Consider the following 19,074-nt stretch of genomic DNA (forward strand, 5'->3'; position numbering starts at 1 on the left):
GAAGCAAGAACAAAGTGACCGGCTGTCGGGCCGCCCCCGACAAGCCTCCACGGAAAAATCCGTTTCAATTACCCAATAACCGAACTCAACATCCCATCAAAAATCATACGATGCCTTAGCATAATAAAATCCTCCACTAGGCGCAAACGGCGCTGGCCCGTAAGCATAAACCGACAACCCAGTCGACGGGTCACCCGGCCCATTCTTATCCGGCCGCACATCAAACAAATTAGCCGCGCCCAACGTCAACTTAATATTCTTAGTCAACGCATAAGTCACATCCAGATCAGTAATCCACTTAGCTCCAAAGTGATAATCCTGCGCCCGATTAGCCGTCGTCTGCCAAACATAAGAAGCATACCGCGTAGTTTGCAAATTCACCTCAAACTTATCAATGAACCAGCGCCCAGACAGAATTAACTTAGTAGTCGGCTGACCAGTAATATCCCCAATCCCGCCAGTGGCAGCATACCCAAACCACGTCAACGTCCCGCCGGGATTAGGCCCCAAACCGCCAAGCTGACTAGGTGCCGCCTTAATGTTAGTGATTTCGGTTTTATTCCAGTTAAACGCAGCATTCCACCGCACCACGCCCCAACGTCCATAATCGGCCGTCGTATCCATCACCAAATCAAGCCCACGCGTGCGCGTATCCACGCCATTCGCAAAATACTGCACCCACTCAGTGCCTGTCAAACCATACGATTGCAGCAGCGGTGCCAACGCTGGCCCTAACAGATAACCCGTCCGTACAATCCGATCCTTAATCGCAATCTGATACGTATCCAGCGTGACATTAACGTTATCCGCAGGCTTCAACACAATACCCAAACCGAAATTGACCGACTTTTCCGGCTTAAGATCCTGCGACCCCAACGCATGCGCCAGCGGCGAATCATTGCGTAATAACAATGACAGACTTGGCCCAACCGCCCCGGTCACCGGATTAATATTGGTCCGATTATCAGTTTGCGAATAACCAATCTGCGTCAACGAAGGCGCACGGAAACCTGATCCAACCGTGCCGCGCACCGCGATAGCAGGCGTAAAGTCGTAGCGCGTATTCAGCTTTCCGCTAATCGTATTTCCCGCGCTATCGTCGTAATGCTCAGCCCGCACAGCCGCATCCACAAACCATTTCTCAGTCGGATAAAATCCCACATCGTTATACAACGCCAGCACGTTACGCCGCAAACTGACTGCGTCTTTCGGCGCTAAAGCAATCGCCGCCTGCGCCCCGACTGAGGCCGGTTTACCAACATTAGGATTACCATTCTGATCACCTGGCTGGAATATATAACCACCATTCAGATAACCTAGCGGATCACCTGCAAGCGTAGAAAATCGCTCAGAACGCTGCTCTACACCCCACGACCATTGCAACGGCTTTTTGAAGCCGATATCAAACGATTTAGTGAAATCCGCATTGTTAGTAATCTGCTCAAACTGAAAAGTCGCCAGATCGCTGAAGCTGGTTGGAGACGCCGGCCCCAACGATGGATTAATCGTGTTATCACTATATTGAAGTACCCGATTCTTACCGTAACTGGAACTAAAATCCCAGTTCCAGCCATCCGATTTTCCCTTCGCGCCGCCCGTAATTTGCAAATCCAGCGATTTGGCATTGTTATCGGCAAAGTAACCGTTCGGGAATAATTGGGTAATCGTCGCCAGCCCGTTAGGACGACGGAAGTTATTACCCGCCACCGTCTCGCTCGTGCCCACCGTCGCAAACGAATACAGCGTGACATTCGGACTGACCGGCAGCTCAGCGTTATAACTGAAGTTGTAAGCGTCGATACCTGGGTCGCCGTTATGCGCGCCGTCACGATTCCAAGTGGCATTCTTCGGATTACTCGCAGGCGAGTAAACAGCCGTATTCGTCGCAGGGAAATTCCACCAACTCTGTCCACGTTTACGCACATCTGCACTCAGATGCACAAAGCCATCGTTAGGCAGCGCGAAGCCGACATCGCCTTCTAATTTATTGTTATTCAGATCGCCGCTACCGCCATACAAACGTCCGCTGCTGATACCAATATGGCCGCCGTGATCAGATGATTTCAATATCACATTGACGACCCCGGCTACAGCGTCCGAGCCATACTGCGCGGCGGCGCTATCTTTCAATACTTCGATATGGTCGACCGCGCTTAACGGAATCGTATCCAGATCCACCGCGTTTACACCGGTCGTATCCCCGCCGCCGTTGGTCAGCAAGGCCGAATTATGACGACGTTTACCGTTCACCAATACCAAGGTATATGCCGGTCCCAAACCACGATTGCTGACCGGACGAATGGTCGAATTAACGCCCCCCACATTGGTCCCAAAGTTAAACGACGGCAGCAAACGCGCCAACGCTTCGCTGAGTTCAGCGCGGCCGGTATGCAGCAATTGTTCGCCACTAACAACATCAATCGGAGCCGGGCTATCGGCCACGGTACGCTGTTCGCCGCGCACGCCGGTAGTCACTACCACATCCTGCACCTGACCGATGGCGGTCGTGGCTTTATTACTCTCGCCTTTACTATCGAGCGTTTGAGCATGCGCGTGTGAACCGGCCAGACCGGCAGACAGCAGTGTGACAGCAGATAGCGTGCGCGCCCGTCGGCGATGACGCTGATGCAAAGATACAGACGGTGACTTCATTAACATTCCCTCAATGTTTAAAAAAAATTTGTAGTTACGCCAATGCCAAATGCCAGACGAGCAGAATCCTTCGGCAGTGCCTATTGCAATGGGATATCCCATCGTATTACTTAAAATTTGGACTAAAAGTAGCGAATCACGAAAGGACTCGCCAAGAAATTTGGCTCCGCGTAGCGACGTGGCAGTCAACTACGCTGAGATGCAGAAAGTGATGCCCGATGCCACACCGCACATCGATTCATGACTGCCTCACTCTGGCTGCCTAACTAATGTTGCGGAGCTTCCGACACCAGTGCAATCTTGGCGTAACCTGCATCATTGATCTCCCCCATCGTCTGAATCACTTTGCCGTACGCCAGCGTTTGATCGCCGCGCAGATGTATTCGGCGATCCTTATCGCCAGCGGACTCCTGCGCCAATACCGGCAATAAAGTATCTTTGGTCACGGCCGTTTTATCGACATAGACAGTGCCTTTGCCATCGATACTGATCACGATAGGCGGCTTCGGTTCTTCCAGCGGTTTGGCGTTAGAAGTCGGTAAATCGACCTTGACCCCTGCCGCCATCATCGGTGCAGCCACCATAAATACAATCAGCAGCACCAGCATGACGTCTACCAGCGGCGTGACGTTGATATCACTCACCGGTCCGACGCGGAAGCCATTACCGTTTTGAGACAGTTTTGCGCCCATCTTAAGCTCCTTGCGCAGCCAAATGCGGTGCTTTGTGAGCATGACGATCTAACGGAATCGTCTTGCCGAGTTTATCCTTGTCGCTGATCGCATCGCTATCGATCAACGCTTCGCCAGATTCTAGCTGACGCGACAATTGCACCTCGACCAGACCGATTAGCGTCGCCAGACGATTCGCGTAATTATTCAAATCCCCGGAAGCGCGGTTGTAGGCCACCACTGCCGGAATTGCAGCAACCAGACCCAACGCTGTCGCAAATAAGGCTTCGGCAATCCCCGGCGCGACGACTGCCAGACTGGTGTTGTTGCTGGCGGCGATACCCTGAAACGCATTCATAATCCCCCAGACCGTACCAAATAAACCGACGAAAGGTGCGACCGAACCAACCGTTGCCAATACCGACAAGCCTTTTTGCAGTTTCTCAATTTCCACACCACTGGCGATCTGACCGACGCGGTTAATCCGCTCTTTCAAACTATCGCGACCAGATGCACTGTTTTGCAAATCTTGCTTGTGAGTCTGATGCCATTCCCCTGCGATGGCGTGATAAATACGGGCAAACGGATCTTGCGGCTGTTGCTTCAACTCCGCCCCTAATCTGGTGAGCGAACGTTCCCCAGCAACCGCTTTCAGCCAGCCCCCGGCGCTATTGCGCAAGCGCCGGAAACGTACCAGCTTTTCGATGATCACACCCCAACTGGCGACCGATGCCAATGCCAGCACGATCAGGATAGATTTGACAATCACATCGGCCTGAAGAAATAGCTCCCAAGGTGATAAGTGTGCTGCGATTTGCGTAGGATTCATGACTTTCTCCAATAAAACGAATGATTAAATAATTGATTCAGCTTGATCGTTCAGGACTTACCCAACCTCACCCCAGCAAGGCATACCGACAAAGGCAGTACGCTAAGTGCGGCTAAGGGAGTTAACCCCGCCGGAACGATTTTTAGTCGATGCTTACGTAATTTTAAAAACGATTGCGCCAGATAAAAGATAGGTACTTCCGCCCAGATCAGGCAGCTTAGGAAACGGTGCAGCCGCCTTGATCGCGTCTCTGGCCGCCTCATCCAGCGCTTCACTGCCGGACGATTGAATATCAAACTTCAGCAAGGCTCCTTGCGGGCTAAGCGTCAATTTATAGCCCACTCTGCCTTCTTCGTGCCGCATCTTGGCGACACGGGGATACTCTGCCCGACGATTAATACGGGTATATATTTGGTTCACGTAATCGCTCGGAATCCCCTCCGTCGAAATAACCTTCGATGCCGGTGGCGCCGGCGGCGCTGGCGGCGTGGGGGCCGTCGGCGTTACCGGGCCAATCGGTTGCGGGGTCGGGTCCGGTGCAGGCGGCGTAAACGTCTCAGCTTTTTCGGCCGAAGTGGCGATCGTTTTAGGTGTCGGTAATGCGCGTGACACTGGTTTCGGCGGCGCCAATGCAACCGGCTTTTCCTTTACCGGTTCTGGCTTCGGTGGCGGTGGCACCAACTCTTTCGGTGCGATTTTTTCCAACACCAATTCGATTGGCCGCTGCACTTGTGGCACGTTCGCCACATGCAGCGACAAACTCCAGACAGCTATAATCGCCAACGCATGCACCGCCAGCGAAGCGAACGTTCCCTTGTTGCCAAGTTTTTTCCACCAGCTTTTTGCTGCCGTCTCCGTTTCGAGAAAAAAAGTATTCGGATGGGGTAAGGTCGTGACGGCCATGAGATTTCAACGCTCCGTTTAATCAAGAAAATTAATCAAACAAGTCTGGCTCTTCGCGCGTTACCACGTCCCACAGCGGCTGAAAACTGAACCAGCCCCCGGCATCAGAACCAATCTGCGAAGCGGTATGCCGTGCGACTTCAGGGCCAATCGGTTTAGTCGGTCCTGCAGCCTCCGACAGCAACTGTGCTTGCGCCGCGTTTTCCATCGAGATATAGCGCCATACAGCCGATTCCACAGATGCCCCAACAGTCAGAAAACCATGATTTTGCAGAATCACGGCTTTACGTTTGCCAAGTGCCTGCGCGATGCGTTCGCCTTCGCTGCTGTCAAGGACAACGCCGCTAAAGTCTTCAAAAATCGCGTGATCTTCATAGAAAGCGCAAGAGTCCTGCGTCAACGGATCCAGCAATCGCCCTTGCGCCGAGAAAGCCTTGCCGTACAACCCGTGCGAATGGGCCGCTGCAATCACGTCAGGCCGCGCTTTGTGTAGCTCTGAATGGATGGCAAAAGCGGCACGATTCAGCAAGCCATCGCCTTCAATAATTTTGCCTTCGTGACTGACTAACAGCAGATCAGAGACGCGGATATGACCGAAATACACACCAGCCGGATTCACCCAAAAGTGATCCGGATTTTCAGGATCACGCGCCGTAATATGACCTGCGCCACCCATATCAAAACCATAGCGCGCAAACAAACGGAAGGATGCAGCAAGTCGCTGCTTACGATGCAAACGCGCTAACTCCACGGTCGGTGGCGGCGGCGGTTCAGCAAAAATAATATTGCCGCTAGGATCGCGTGGCACCGAATAAATCGATGGACGCGGGGTTGGATTAGCCGCCGTACTGACCGCACGTAAATGTGGCGTAGCGAGTGCGGAACTACGAAGAGGAGAAATGCTCATGGGAAGGGTCCGATTGTTCGATTGTTCGATTGTTCGATTGTTCGATTGTTCGATTGTTCGATTGTTCGATTGTTCGATTGTTCGATTAAGCGGCCTGTGCCAGACGCACCGCGCCAGACTCAGAAGTATTTTTAGCTGCATCAGCTTCGCGTTCGGCGACAGCGCGGCGCACCAACGGGATCAACTCTTTTCCATATTGCAATGCGTCTGCAATAGGGTCAAATCCACGAATCAAGAAAGTAGTGATGCCCAGATCGTAATATTTCAGCAATGACTCCAGCACTTGCTCCGGCGTGCCGACCAACGATGTGGAATTGCCTGCCGCCTTGGTCAGCGCTGTGATGCCAGTCCATAGACGATCGTCGATAACGCTACCCTGCGCTGCGGCAGCCAACAGGCGTTGCGAACCAACATTTTTCGGCTGCGTCGGACGGCTGGTGAAAAATTGATTAGTACCGACGTTGGCAGTCGCTTTTGCCAAAATATGGTTCGCACGTTCCCACGCCAGCGCTTCGGTCTCCGCCAAAATCGGGCGTAATGACAAACTGAAACGAATCTTATCGGCGCGACCATGACGTGCGGCAGAAGCCCGGACCTTGTCCACGGTTTCCTTCACTTGCGCCAATGACTCACCCCATAGCGCGTACACGTCAGCGTGCTTACCCGCAACTTCAATCGCCGCATCAGAAGAGCCACCGAAATAGATTGGCAAATGTTGATTGCGAAATGGCCGCACTCCAGCGTTTTGGCCTTTGAAACGGTAGTGACGACCGTCATGATCGAAAGGACCGTTAGAAGTCCAGGTCTTCTTCACGACCTCCAGATATTCATCGCTGCGTTGGTAACGTTCATCATGATCAAGAAAATCACCGTCGCGTTGTTGCTCGGTATCGTCGCCGCCGCTAATGATATGCACTGCCAGACGGCCGTCGCTGAAATGGTCGAGCGTGGCGAATTGTCGCGCGGCTAATGTTGGGGAAACAAAGCCCGGGCGCTGGGCCAGCAAAATACCCAGATGTTCAGTTTGCGATGCGATGTAAGCGGCAGTTTGCAAGCCATCTGGAGAGGCGCTGCTGTGCGCGACCAATACGCGATCAAAGCCTGCATATTCATGCGCACGTGCAATCGCGCCAACGTAACGTTTATCGATGACTGGGCCGTGCGGCACATGTGTTTCGGATGATTCCTGGGTGGCTGAAATACCGATAAATTCGATGCTCATAGAAGTCCTTAATATGCGTTAAATAAAATGTGAGATACAAACGAAAGAAGCGACAGCAGCAACGACTGCGCGACTATTTTTTCTTTTACGGCGAACAAATTTGCATGGTCTAAATCGAAAAATTACTAAAGTTAAAAGGACTTGGCAGAACTTCATGCCGCCCTTCGTCCGTTGTCACCAAATGCAGCGCGCTGCCACCCGATTTAGCGTGTGCCCCAATGGTCTGAGGGGTTGTGCGTACATCGCTGTCAGCATCGGCGGGCGCATCTATTTCTACACCCAGCAATTGCAACAGTTCGGCGCGAATTTTTTGAAACGCATGGTTTTCAGCAGTACGCGGACGGGCTTGATCAATCTTAATATCAGCGGCAATACGTCCGCCCTCCAATACCAATACGCGATCAGCCAGCAACACTGCCTCGTCAACGTCGTGCGTTACCAGCAACACTGCAGGGCGATGTTTGCGCCATAACGACAAAATCAATTGATGCATACGAATACGGGTCAGCGCATCCAATGCGGCAAAAGGCTCATCCAGCAGCAGTAATTGCGGTTCACGCACCAGAGCACGGGCCAGCGCCACGCGTTGCGCTTCGCCGCCCGACAGCGTCGCAGGCCACGCATTTTCACGGTGCGCCAGCCCAACCTCAGCCAATGCTTCCCGTGCCCGCTCACGCGCTGCATCGATACGCAAGCCCATCGTGACATTGCGCCAGGCCCGTTTCCAAGGCATCAGACGTGGCTCCTGAAACACGGCGGCGTGCGCTTCAGGCACGACCAACTCGCCGGAACTGATCTTATCCAGACCTGCCAATGCACGTAGCAATGTGGTCTTGCCGGAACCGCTGCGCCCTAGTAATGCGACGAATTCGCCAGCACGAATATCCAGGTGAAGATTGTCTAGAATGGTGATATCGCCAAAGCGTTTAACCAGTTGACGGGTGCGCACCGCATCATGTCCGCCGTCTGGAAATTTTGGCGTCGGCGTCGGCGTCGGCGTCGGGACGATTGGCTGAGCGACGGTATATTCAGCATCCCGCGGCAATGCACTCGCTTGCAATAAAGATTTGACTGCTGCCATGGTTAATCCTTGATGAAAGAAGGACGCCATGCCAAAGCAAAATGCTCGACGGTACGCACCAACATATCGGTAAACAATCCCAGCAGGCTATACACAAGCAAGCAGACAACAATCACATCAGTACGCATAAAATCGCGTGCATTATTGATCAGATAGCCGAGTCCGGCAGTGGCATTGATTTGCTCGACGGCGACTAACGATAACCAGCTGATTCCTAGCGCATAACGCAGCCCTAACAGAAACGATGGCAGCGATCCCGGCAGAATGACGTGCCAGATCAAGCCAGCATTACCAAGACCAAACAAGCGCCCGGCTTCAATTAGTTTGGCGTCGATGCTGCGGATACCGCTGTATAGCGTCAGGTACATGGGGAACACTGTGGCAAAGGTAATGAGCGCAATCTTTGTGACTTCGCCGATGCCGAACCAGAGGATAAATAGTGGGACTAGCCCCAGAAATGGTAGCGTTCTCACCATTTGCATAGGCGAATCAACGATCACTTCACCACGCCGTGATAACCCGGAAATTAATGCCAGTACGGTGCCTAAAGACAAAGAAATTGATAGGCCTGTGAGAACACGGCCGAGCGATACAAGTAAATTCCCGCCCATTTCCCCGGAGGCGACCATGTCGCTAAATGTGCCGATGATTTGCGATGGCGCGGCAAGTATGCGTTCTGGGATTATCCCTACGCGGGAGGCTAGCTCCCAGAGTGATAGCAATACTAGCGGGCTGATTGCCCGGGTTATTAGTGGCGATAGGAGACGCAGAAACTGGCGGACATATAAAAGTGCCGGCAAGGGTTTCTTTTCTGAGCTCGTCCTGGGGAGAGCTGGTGGTGAAATTGATGTACTGGACGAAATCGACATATGCCTGCTTACCCGTTAAATAGTCTTTCAATCTTGAAAAATGTTCAGGGCCTTTTCTTTAGGATCGGAACGTCAGATTGTTGGATAGATATTAAGCGTCGAAATATTATGTTAAAACGAATTATTTCTCATATTCAAATATGATCTTTATGAAATATGTTGAGGCTGTTAGGGCGATGGTAGCTATGTGGAGCACGCTATACATGGATGTAAAGGATGACCAAATACAAAACCTTGGCTATTTCACTCATCTACATATCAAGCTTCTTTTGTTGTGAATTTGGATGGCTATTTGAATATTTGTGAAAATTATTATGCTCAATTTCCATATTTCAATATAAGAAATAATTCGTTTTTTAATGAAATTAGGGGGCTTAATATTTGTTTAACGGTTTTTTGTTTAGGGATTGGCTGGTTTGGTTTAGTTGTAATTGAAACGGTTTATTCTCCGTGGAGAGTTTGCCGGGTCGAAAACCAACTCGCTGCGCTCAAACATGTTTTCTGTCAAACCCCTGAAACATTTGGCAGCGCTATATGACGGGGTACGTCAACGACTACTTCAACAGCAGCTGCAACGTCAAATGCGGTTGCGGTTGTTTTTGAAGTAAAGGCGAAGCCACAGTTGACGCGTTTTTTTACATTGCAGCCGCAGCAACCTTTGACGTTGCAGTTGTTTTTGAAGTGGCAGCTGCTGTTGAAGTCGACCTACTCCGTCATGGGGTGCCGCCGAATTTTTTAGCTGTTACTCGAAAATAGGCGGGAAACATCTATTAATCACCCCACCAAACAAAACAATTTTCGGCCGAACGCTCACCCACACCGCTAGCAAAAAAAATACCTCCCGTTTTATTAAACTGCGTACCTTTACATCAAAGCCCATGTCAGCCAACAACCTCCCCTTACAAAAAAAATCCCTCTCAGAAATCGACTTAGACGCAATAGAATTCGATCAGCTACTAACAAAACTAAGCGCCGAATTCGCCGCAACTGCCGCGCACCACGACCGCGACGGCAGCTTCCCCCATCACAATTTCGAACGCCTGCACCAGCACGGCCTGCTAGCGTTAACCATTCCAAAATCCCACGGCGGCCTAGAAGCCAATCTAGCCCAAACCCGCAAAGTCATAGCAGCAGTAGCCTACGGCGACCCCTCCACCGCCCTAGTGCTAACAATGCAATACCTCCAGCACGCAGCAACCCGCCGCACAGCCCACTGGCCACAAAACCTATACACACAAGTAGCCCTGGAAGCCACCCGCGACGGCGCACTAATCAACGCATTAAGAGTAGAACCCGACCTTGGCACACCAGCCCGCGGCGGCCTCCCTGGCACAATCGCCAAACGCACCCCCGAAGGCTGGCGCATCAACGGCAGCAAAATCTACTCCACCGGCGCACCACGCCTGACCTGGCTAGCAGTCTGGGCCCGCAGCGACGACCCCGAACCATTAGTCGGCACCTGGCTAGTCCGCCACGACACCCCCGGCATAACCATCATCGAAACCTGGAACCACCTCGGCATGCGTGCCACCGGCAGCCACGAAGTCGTCTTCGACAACGTATTAGTCCCCATCACACACGCAGTCGATGTCGCCCCCGTCAGCCAAGTCCCGGAACTGGATGCAAAATTACTCCTCTGGATGTCAGTCATGCTCGGCGAAATTTACAACAGCGTGGCGCGTGCCGCCCGCGATTGGCTAGTCGAATGGCTACAAAACCGTGTCCCCGGCAATCTAGGCGCATCGTTGGCAACCCTGCCGCGCTTTCAGGAAATCGTCGGCGAAATCGATGCACTACTATTTTCAAATCGCGTACTACTCAACGCAGCAGTCACCAGCGACCTCACCGGCAATGCCAGCGGTGAAATCCGGCCCGGCGACAGCACTCGCATCAAATATCTAGTCACCACGCAAGCCATAGCGGCAGTAGAAAAAGCCATCGCCGCCAGCGGCAATCCCGGCTTATCACGAGAAAACGCACTAGAACGTCACTATCGCAATGTGCTATGCAGCCGCATCCATACACCACAAAACGACACGATTCTGGTGAGCACCGGACGGGCCGCATTGGCAAGTCCTCCGACACATGCAGCAGCACCGCAATCAACTACACCAGCAACTCCCCAACACCATCCGCAGCCGCAGCTGAAAACCGTCCATACCGCCTGATCGGAGCAATTTAATTATGAGTGACCTCGTCATCGCCAGCCAATTTGACGCCAAAATCAATGCGCAGTTAGCAGAACGCGCGCAATTGCGCGTCATTGATGTGCCGCCCGGCCCCATCACCGCACTATCAACGGACGCCAATGTCCTGTTCGCCTTACCGTTCCGTAGCGGAGCCGCCAGCACCGCCCCCGCCCTGCCCTCTGCCCCACAAGGCTGGCCGTTTAAACTCGATTGGATCCAACTGGCCTCCGTCGGCATAGATTACTATCCGGCATGGTTGTTTCAAGGTCCAGTCGTCACCTCTGCACGCGGCACCGCATCCGATGCCATCGCAGAATATGTGCTGGCCGCGATCTTTAGCGCCAGCAAACGCATCCCCGCCATCTGGCTAAATGATGTGACAGAATGGCGAAGACAATCTCTGACGTTGGTGCAAGGCAGCGTGCTGGGCTTGTATGGTTTCGGTTCAATCGGACGTGCGTTGGCACAGCGCGCACAGGCGTTAGGAATACGCGTTCTGGCTTTACGCCGCTCAGATACGCCGTTCGAGATTGCGGGTGTCGAAGGCGTTAGCAGTCTGGCGGAATTGGTCGCACTTTCCGATCATCTGGTGCTTGCCGCGCCAGCCACCACGGCCACCCGTCATGCCATCAATCGCGAAATATTAGCGCAAGCCAAACCCGGCCTGCATCTGATCAACATCGCACGCGGTAGCCTGATCGACGATGCCGCTCTGCTAGAGGCATTAGATAACGGTCAGATCGGACTGGCTACGCTGGACGTGACAGAGCCGGAACCGCTGCCGGCCGAACATCGTTTCTACAGTCATCCCCAAGTCCGATTATCGCCACATATTTCACCCAGCACCGACCATATCGTGACAGCGGTGCTGGACAAATTTCTTGGCAATCTGCAACGGTTTCGGGCTGGGCAACCCTTGCATGACGTGATTGATCTTGCACGCGGCTATTGATCTGCGCAATTCCTCTATTTTTGCATAGACAACACCTACCATTTTCGGTGGATCTGCGTGATCTACTTTTATACAAAGGATAAAGATGAGTGACTTTGGTTCGACTAACAATAGTGATGCAACGACTGGCGCGCCTTTTAGTCGGCGTCGGTTTTTACAAACGGCACTAGGGTCCAGTGCCGCCATAGGCTTGGGTCTGAGCGGTGGTGCCAGCAACGCGCTGGCCGCGCCATTAACCCGCGATACGCTGTTACGGGTCGCCACTTATAAGGGCGATGCCAGACAATTCCATAAAGTTATCGGCGTCGATAACACGCCCTATCGCGTCGAATATGCCGAATTTTCGGGTGGTAATTTAATCGTTGAAGCGATCAATGGCGGCTCTATCGATCTCGGCACGATGAGCGAAATCCCACCGATTTTTTCAGTCCAAAGCGGTGCGCCGCTGAAACTGATCGCGATATTACAAGGCGATGTCAACAATCAGACATTGTTAGTGCCAGAGAAATCGAAAATTCGCGACGTTGCCGAACTAAAAGGGCTGCGCGTCGGCTATGTGCGCTCCACCACTTCGCATTATTTATTGTTGCGATATCTACAGGAAAAAGGTCTCAGCTTTGCAGATATCAAGCCCATCAGCTTGTCCCCGCAAGATGGCCTTGCCGCATTTCAAAGCGGTCAACTGGACGCATGGGTTATTTACGGACCGATGATTCAATTAGTGCTAAAACAAGGTGCACATATCGTAAAAACCGGCCTTGGTTATCTGTCCGGCAATTACCTTTATGCGGCGCACACAAAAGCCATCGCTGATCCGGTTCGACACGCAGCCATCGCCGATTACCTGCAACGTGAACGTAAAGTATATGACTGGATTAATCGCAACCACGATGCCTATGCAGGAGGACTTGCGAAGACCACCGGCTTACCAAAATGGCTGTTTGATGCGCAACTTAAACAACAAAGCCAACCGTTCAAGTTGATCGCCATCGATGATGCCGCCGTTCGCTCACAACAAAAGATCGCCGATACCTTTACAGAGCACAAAGTGATTGACCGTCGAATTGACGTTAGCGGCTTATGGGACCGTAGTTTCAGTAGCGCGTTAGTTTAAAAATTGCATTTTTTTAACGTAAAGAAAGAGTCAGATGAAAAAAAATAAGATGTTTGGTTCAGGAAAAAATCTCGCCGTACGCCTGGCATTCGGCAGTTTATTTTTAGTCGCCAGCATGGCGCATGCACAGGAAATCAAGCGCATTCCATTGCCGAATTCAGATTTCCCAATCCTGCAAGCGGTCGTCGTTCCGCCTAACGCAAGCACCATCTATTTAAGCGGCATCTTGCCAGACGTCAGCAACCCGGCCGCACCAAAAGGATCGCTAGAAGCGTTTGGCGATACAGAAACGCAGACGATCTCGATTTTCCATAAGATCTCAGCGGCACTGGCAAGTCAGGGATTAACACTGGGCGATATCATCCAATTGAAAGTCTTTTTAGTCGGTGATCCACGTAAAGAAGGCAAGCTGGATTTTGCAGGATTTCAATCCGGCTACGTAAAATTTTTCGCAACCAAAGAACAACCAAATAAACCGGTGCGTTCTGCATTTCAAATAGCCGGTTTGGCCTTACCGGGCGCGCTAGTTGAAATCGAAGCGACAGCGGCAAAGGTACGCTGACAACGGCCAATATTGCTGACAAAAATGGATGAAGGCGGCGCATATAAAAATGCGATCCGCCTTTTTTTATGGATAGAAATATCTGTCGCGTAAACGCAACGGACTTAATAAGTCTCAACGTTTAATCATAAGAATATAAATAGTAAAACGCCCTATTTCGCATTATTCCAGGCTATTCAACGACTATTTTTAGCAAATTTCTTAATGCTCATTTTGCATATTTCGATAGAACAATAAGTACGTTTATTTATTAATATTTGCTGTGTACTATTTATTAATCGATAGCAGTTCGAGGGAAATAGAACGTGCAAAACGCGACCGGCGCTGACAACAGTGCACTGCGAAATTTGCACCTGCGTTGCGTAAAGCTCGCGATCCCGATGACATGCGTACCGGCCTCCAAATCTGATCAAAAGAAACAATGATCAGTCAGGCGGATGCATCACATTTTATGTTCACTTAAAAACGTTACTTGGGAGAGTAGTTAACATGGGCAGTAGAAAAAATACGCGCATACGTAGTCGTAGCATTCACAACAATCGCAACAGTCTTCTTAAACCACGCTTCACTAAAGGCAACGTCACTCAGCTATCGATGGCGATTGCCATCTTGTTTGCATCGTCACCAGCATTTTCACAAACGACCAATGGCGCGCCAGAGACAAAAAATCCTGCAAATATAGGAAACGTGCAAGACGTTGTCGTGACCACCGGGACCCGCGACACGCAACGATCGGCAAGCGAAAGTTTAAGTCCGATTGATGTCATCAGCGGTACTGATTTGCAGGCAACCGGACAAACAGACTTGCGCGATGCATTGGTCAAACTGGTTCCCTCCGTAGCGCGTCAGGCAATGGCTGGCGATGCTGCCAACCTTACCAGCGCACTGACATTACGCGGTCTGAGTCCGAATCATGTCTTGGTATTGGTTAATGGCAAACGTCGTCATACATCGGCGAATATTTCAGCCGATGCAGGGCCGCAGCAAGGTTCTACACCGGTCGACATCGATTTAATTCCGGTCAGTGCAATCGATCATATTGAAGTGTTGCGCGATGGCGCTGCTGCGCAATATGGCTCGGATGCGATTGCCGGGGTAATTAACATTATTCTGAAGTCTTCCAGCCGTGGCGGATCGGTGAGCACCAACGCAGGGCAATACTACAAAGGCGATGGCCAGACATTTGGCGGTGCAGCGGATATCGGAGTTGAGCTAGGTGATAAAGGCTTTGCCCATTTCAGTACAGAATTCCGCAATCATGACCATAGTATTCGCAGCGGCATCGATAATCGCACAGGCAGGCAAAGCAATCCTACGCTGGGCGATCCTGAAATCGACCGCCAATCGTTCGCATTCAATGCCGGATATGTTCTCAACAACGATGTAGAGCTTTACGGTTTTGGCACCTATGCCCATCGAACCGGCGGTAGCTATCAAAACAATCGGCTCGCCTCTACGCTTCCGCAAATTTATCCGAATGGCTTTACGCCTGTCGAGACTATTCTTGAAAATGATTATGCGTTTACGGGCGGTGCCAGAGGCGATCATTTGGGCGGCTGGCGTTGGGATATCAGTTCAACCTACGGCGGCGATGAAGTTGGCATCGGCATGACAGATTCTGCCAATACCAGTTTGTTCGCAGCGACCGGCAGCACGCCTACCAGTTTCCATTTGGCGCAGTATAGAAATTTTCAGTGGACCAACAATCTCGACGTTGGTCGCCCGTTTGAACTGGCGCTTCTACCCGCACCGCTGAACGTTTCTCTGGGTGCAGAACATCGGCAAGAAACCTATGTTGTCGGCGCGGGCGATCCGGCGTCTTCTTTTGGTAGTGGTGCGCAGGCATTGCCGGGTCTATCGGCTATCAGCGCCGGTTCACACACCCGCGATGTGCTAGCCGCTTATACCGACTTTTCAACCAAGCTGACGCCGCGCTGGGAAGTCGATCTGGCGGCACGCTTTGAGCACTATAGCGATGCAGGTAATACGACGAACGCCAAGTTCTCAACCCGCTATGAAATTGATCCAAGATTGGCTGTTCGCGCAACTGTCAGCACCGGGTTTCGCGCACCTTCGCTGGCGCAAGAGTATTACACCAGTCTGGCGGTTTCACCGTCGACTGCCACCGGGCAATTGGCTGTAAATTCGGCTGCGGCTAAAAATCTGGGGGCAACGCCACTGAAACCGGAAAAATCCACCAGTTTTAATATCGGTATCGTGGCGCAACCTTTCGACAAGCTGAATGTGACCGTGGATGCGTATCAGATTGCGATTAAGGACCGCATTGTGCAAGGCGGCACCTATACCGGTCAAACCGCCATCGACGCTCTTACTGCGGCCAGCATCAGCTTGCCGCCGGGCTTGTCGGCTGTCAGTGCGAACTATTTCACCAATGGCGCGGATACCAAAACTCAGGGTCTGGACATCGTCGCCACCTACAAAACCAATCTGAAGGAATGGGGTCGCATCGACTGGGATCTTGGTGCCAACATTAATACCAGCAAAGTCACGCACACCGGCACCGATGCGAACGGCAGGACGCTTTTAAATGCGCAACAAATCGGTTATCTGACGACATCAACGCCCAAGAACAAAATCATCGTCGGCGGCGTATGGACCAACGATAAATGGGGTGTCAGCCTGCATGAAACGCGTTACGGAAAAACTGCCGTTGAAGCGACTTATTACTCTGGCCCAAATGCGTTTTCATCGACCCAGTTCAACCATGTTGAAAACGCGCCGAAATTCATCACCGATCTGGAAGTGCGCTATGCATTTACCAAGAAGTTTCAGGTGGCAGTCGGCGCAAACAATCTGTTCAACGTTTACCCCACCAAATTGCCTGCAATTAATCAGTATCTGGGCGTCTATCAATACGACCCCAGCGCATCTCAAATCGGGATTAACGGCGGCTATTACTACCTGAGGGCCAATTACACCTTCTAAGTCAACGCTTATAGCGCTAGCAGCAGGACTGACTTCTTAGCAAGTCAGTCCTGCGTTCACGACATTATTTTGCTCCCACTGGAATATCAGAATGACTACCAGCGCAACAAAAAACAACCGAAACATCATGAGCCGTCGCCAGTTGCTGTCGCTGGTCGGCAAGGCCGCAGGCGGGGCGGCGATGTATCAGGCCATGAGTACTCTGGGCTTCGCCGCGACCTCTAATTATGCCGGTCCGCTAAAACTACAAGGCGCGCCCAAAAACACCACGATTCTGGTACTTGGCGCAGGCATTGCCGGTTTGGTGGCGGCGTACGAACTGCGCAACGCGGGCTATAAAGTCAAAGTACTGGAATATAACAAGCGCGCTGGCGGCCGCGCCTGGACCATACGCGGGGGCGACAAATACACCGAACTGGGCGGCGCAACGCAGCACTGCGAATTCGATAAGGGACTGTATATCAATCCCGGCCCATGGCGTATTCCCTACAATCATCACGGCATATTGGATTATGCCAAGCGCCTTAACGTACCGCTGGAACCGTTTATTCAGGTGAATTACAACGCCTATATTCACTCCAAAAAAGCCTATGGCGGCAAGCCACAACGCTATCGAGAAGTGCAAACCGACTATCAGGGTTACGTCGCAGAATTGCTGAGCAAATCCGTCAACAAAGGTCAATTGGATGCGCCGTTAACGCGTGAAGATCAGGAAAAATTGCTGGCCTCCCTGAAAAGCTGGGGCGCACTGGATAAAGACTATCGCTATCTGTCCAGCGATCTGACCAGCGAACGACGCGGCTATGACGTCGATCATGGCGGTGGTTTAATGCCCGAAGCCGTTCCCTCCAAACCGCTGAAATTGAATGAGCTTTTACAGTCGGATTTATGGCAAAAGTTGTCCGCAGGAAATGGCCAGGAATTTCAGAGTTCAATTTTTCAGCCAGTCGGCGGCATGGATCAGATTGCTCAGGCGCTTTACCGTCAAGTCGCCGATCTGGTGCAATTTAATGCCAAGGTCACCAAGATTGACCAGAACGAAAACGGTGTCAGCGTGACGTATGTCGATGCCTCTGGCAAAGGCACTCCGCAGCAGGTCAAAGGCGACTGGCTGCTGTGCACGATACCCCTGTCTATCTTAAGTGAAATCGATATCACCGTCGGTCCGTCGTTACAAGAAGCGATCCAAGCCGTGCCGTATGAATCGTCGGTGAAAGTTGGCCTGCAATTCAAGCGCCGCTTCTGGGAACAGGATGAGCATATCTACGGCGGCATCAGCTATACCGATCTCCCGATTTCAAATATCAGCTATCCGTCTACCGGTTACGGGCATCCCGGCAAAGGCGTCGTACTGGGCGCGTATATCTGGGGCCCGAACGCCTACGAATTCGGCGCAGTCACACCACAGCAACGGGTGCAATTAGCGCTGCAACAAGGTGCACAAATTCATCCACAGTATTTGCCGGAGTTCGATAACGGCGTTGCTGTCAGCTGGGCACGCGTACCCTACACCCAAGGCTGCTTTGGTACATGGACCGATGAATTGCGGGCCAAACACTATAAGAATTTGTGCCAGATCGACGGTCGTATCGCCCTTGCCGGAGAACATGCTTCGTACATCCCCGCATGGCAAGAAGGCGCTGTGCTGTCGGCGCACGATGCGATTACCCGCCTGCATGCACGTATTACATCAAAGGCTTGAGGTTATCAAACTATTGATAACGTCCGGAGAAAACATGAATTTATCAATGAAACCATATAAAACCGCGCTATTTCTGCGGCAAATCATCACTGTCTGCGCAATCGGAATAGCGCTAGTCCCGACCCTGACAAGGGCGGCCAGCGATGCGCCCAGCGTGACCTTATCCGAAGGCTGGCGCTTCGTTCAGCAAGACGGTGAAAGCCTGTATCGCGCCAGTTGTCAGGGCTGCCATATGGCGAAGGGAGAAGGCGCAAGCGGCGCTGGACACTTTCCGCCGCTGGCAAACAATCCGCGATTGGCAAGTCCCGTTTATCCGGCATACACCGTGCTGCATGGTCGCGATGGGATGCCCAGTTTTGGCAAATATATGAGCGATACGCAGATTGCAGAGGTGGTCAATTACACCCGCACGCATTTGGGTAATCAATACAACGATCCGATCAGCGCTGAAGAGGTAAAAAAGTTGCGCTGATAG

The 19,074-nt window shown here is 51.9% G+C and carries 15 protein-coding genes; 7 read left to right on the top strand and 8 right to left on the bottom strand.

Going from position 1 to position 19,074, the window contains the following annotated elements:
• Nucleotides 1–96 precede the first annotated feature (96 nt).
• The 8 genes from C7W93_RS07320 to C7W93_RS07360 form a co-directional block, all read right to left on the bottom strand.
• Entirely contained in the window at nucleotides 97–2,652 is a 2,556-nt protein-coding gene (locus C7W93_RS07320; RefSeq protein ID WP_108439431.1) for a TonB-dependent siderophore receptor, read from the bottom strand.
• A gap of 266 nt (nucleotides 2,653–2,918) precedes the next feature.
• On the bottom strand, nucleotides 2,919–3,344 hold the full coding sequence (locus C7W93_RS07330; RefSeq protein ID WP_108439433.1) for a biopolymer transporter ExbD: 426 nt from the start codon (nucleotides 3,342–3,344) through the stop codon (nucleotides 2,919–2,921).
• Between the two features lies 1 nt (nucleotide 3,345).
• On the bottom strand, nucleotides 3,346–4,152 hold the full coding sequence (tolQ, locus tag C7W93_RS07335; RefSeq protein ID WP_108439434.1) for a protein TolQ: 807 nt from the start codon (nucleotides 4,150–4,152) through the stop codon (nucleotides 3,346–3,348).
• Nucleotides 4,153–4,305: 153 nt separating this feature from the next.
• A complete protein-coding gene (locus tag C7W93_RS07340) occupies nucleotides 4,306–5,055 on the bottom strand; it encodes a TonB family protein (protein WP_108439435.1) in 750 nt (249 codons plus the stop codon).
• 31 nt (nucleotides 5,056–5,086) lie between these two features.
• Nucleotides 5,087–5,962, bottom strand: a complete 876-nt coding sequence (locus C7W93_RS07345; protein ID WP_108439436.1) for a class II aldolase/adducin family protein — start codon at nucleotides 5,960–5,962, stop codon at nucleotides 5,087–5,089.
• Between the two features lie 85 nt (nucleotides 5,963–6,047).
• Nucleotides 6,048–7,184 carry an LLM class flavin-dependent oxidoreductase gene (locus C7W93_RS07350; RefSeq protein ID WP_108439437.1) on the bottom strand — a complete coding sequence of 379 codons (1,137 nt, stop codon included), beginning with the start codon at nucleotides 7,182–7,184 and terminating at the stop codon, nucleotides 6,048–6,050.
• A gap of 109 nt (nucleotides 7,185–7,293) precedes the next feature.
• Complete coding sequence (locus tag C7W93_RS07355) at nucleotides 7,294–8,265, bottom strand: ABC transporter ATP-binding protein (protein ID WP_108439438.1); 972 nt, start codon at nucleotides 8,263–8,265, stop codon at nucleotides 7,294–7,296.
• A gap of 2 nt (nucleotides 8,266–8,267) precedes the next feature.
• On the bottom strand, nucleotides 8,268–9,065 hold the full coding sequence (locus tag C7W93_RS07360) for an ABC transporter permease (protein WP_225869768.1): 798 nt from the start codon (nucleotides 9,063–9,065) through the stop codon (nucleotides 8,268–8,270).
• A gap of 947 nt (nucleotides 9,066–10,012) precedes the next feature.
• Here C7W93_RS07360 and C7W93_RS07365 point away from each other — a divergent pair.
• From C7W93_RS07365 to C7W93_RS07395, 7 genes are all read left to right on the top strand, one after another.
• A complete protein-coding gene (locus C7W93_RS07365; RefSeq protein WP_108439440.1) occupies nucleotides 10,013–11,302 on the top strand; it encodes an acyl-CoA dehydrogenase family protein in 1,290 nt (429 codons plus the stop codon).
• A gap of 16 nt (nucleotides 11,303–11,318) precedes the next feature.
• Nucleotides 11,319–12,275 (top strand): D-isomer specific 2-hydroxyacid dehydrogenase family protein, encoded by a 957-nt coding sequence (locus C7W93_RS07370; protein WP_108439441.1) that lies wholly within the window; start codon nucleotides 11,319–11,321, stop codon nucleotides 12,273–12,275.
• An 85-nt stretch (nucleotides 12,276–12,360) separates the two neighbouring features.
• Nucleotides 12,361–13,389 carry an ABC transporter substrate-binding protein gene (locus C7W93_RS07375; RefSeq protein WP_108439442.1) on the top strand — a complete coding sequence of 343 codons (1,029 nt, stop codon included), beginning with the start codon at nucleotides 12,361–12,363 and terminating at the stop codon, nucleotides 13,387–13,389.
• A 34-nt stretch (nucleotides 13,390–13,423) separates the two neighbouring features.
• Nucleotides 13,424–13,951 (top strand): RidA family protein, encoded by a 528-nt coding sequence (locus tag C7W93_RS07380; RefSeq protein ID WP_225869769.1) that lies wholly within the window; start codon nucleotides 13,424–13,426, stop codon nucleotides 13,949–13,951.
• 489 nt (nucleotides 13,952–14,440) lie between these two features.
• A complete protein-coding gene (locus tag C7W93_RS07385) occupies nucleotides 14,441–16,897 on the top strand; it encodes a TonB-dependent siderophore receptor (RefSeq protein ID WP_108439443.1) in 2,457 nt (818 codons plus the stop codon).
• A gap of 91 nt (nucleotides 16,898–16,988) precedes the next feature.
• Nucleotides 16,989–18,599, top strand: a complete 1,611-nt coding sequence (locus tag C7W93_RS07390) for a flavin monoamine oxidase family protein (RefSeq protein ID WP_225869770.1) — start codon at nucleotides 16,989–16,991, stop codon at nucleotides 18,597–18,599.
• A 34-nt stretch (nucleotides 18,600–18,633) separates the two neighbouring features.
• On the top strand, nucleotides 18,634–19,071 hold the full coding sequence (locus C7W93_RS07395; RefSeq protein ID WP_108439444.1) for a cytochrome c: 438 nt from the start codon (nucleotides 18,634–18,636) through the stop codon (nucleotides 19,069–19,071).
• The last annotated feature ends 3 nt before the right edge of the window (nucleotides 19,072–19,074 follow it).

Source organism: Glaciimonas sp. PCH181 (assembly GCF_003056055.1).
Lineage (GTDB): Bacteria > Pseudomonadota > Gammaproteobacteria > Burkholderiales > Burkholderiaceae_D > Glaciimonas.